The organism is Mycetohabitans sp. B3 (genome assembly GCF_021498065.1).
GTDB lineage: Bacteria > Pseudomonadota > Gammaproteobacteria > Burkholderiales > Burkholderiaceae > Mycetohabitans.
This window is the reverse complement of sequence record NZ_JAHLKN010000116.1, coordinates 1-1022: the sequence shown is the minus strand read 5'-3', so window position 1 is coordinate 1022 and position 1022 is coordinate 1. Positions and strand designations below refer to the sequence as shown.

General features: G+C 62.2%; 1 protein-coding gene. It reads right to left on the bottom strand.

Annotated features, from left to right (window positions below):
• Positions 1 to 1022 (bottom strand): condensation domain-containing protein (locus tag KQH55_RS15840; RefSeq protein ID WP_373566411.1); only part of this gene is annotated, 1022 nt, incomplete at both ends.

The following is a 1022-nucleotide window of genomic DNA, read 5'->3' as shown; positions in this document are numbered from 1 at the left end:
GATCTGCACCGGCACGTGGGCACCAGCAAACGACTGTTGTGCCGGGCGCGGCCGGTCCGTCGGTAGTTCCAGCAGCACCGGCGCATCAGCCAGTGTCGTGCGCCAGTAGTCGCTCTGCGCCTGTAGCCGCTCGCCCGATAGCCACTGACGCTGCCAAGCCGCGTAATCTGGATACTGGATCGTCAGCGCTGGCAGCGGATCGGCTTGCGCCCCAACGCTTGCCGCGTACAATGCACTGAGTTCTCTTATCAGCACTTCAAGCGACCAGCCGTCCGACACAATATGATGCTGCGCGAGCACGCACTGATAGGTGTCATCGGTGAGCCGAATAACGCATGCACGCATCAGCGGTCCACGCGCCAAATCGAACGGCGCGTGCACTTCATCGGTAGTCAGACGCGACAGCTGCGCATCGGCATCGGGTACTCCACGCAAATCATGCCAGCGCAGCGGCACGCCCGTGTCAGCCGGCAACAACTGCACCTGCGGCTGACCCTCGACGCTCACAAACGTCGAGCGCAACGCTTCATGACGGGCGAGGAGCGCATCCAATGCCTGCTGCCATGCGACTCGGTTTAATGGCCCACGCACATGCAGGACAAGCGGGATATGATAGTTAGCACTGGTCTTATCAAGTTGTGCGAGAAACCATAGCCGCTGCTGCGCGAACGACAGCGGTAAGACGCCTTCGCGTGGGACCGGTGTGATCTCAGGCAGCGCACTGGTTTGCTGGTTCAGTTGCGCACTCACCACCGCCGCAAACGCGGCCAGCGTCGGCGATGCAAAGAGGGCCGCAAGCGGCACGTCGGCACCCAGCGCGCTGACTCGGTTCATCAAGCGCACCGCCAGCAGCGAATGGCCCCCGAGTGCAAAAAAGCTGTCGTGCCGACCCACACGCTCCACTTCGAGCAATTCGGCCCAGATTTGGGCCAGCGTGGTCTCCCATTCGCCTCGCGGCGCTTCATAAACATGATGCGCGAGTGCACCAGCATCTGGCTCAGGTAACGCGCGCCGATCCAGCT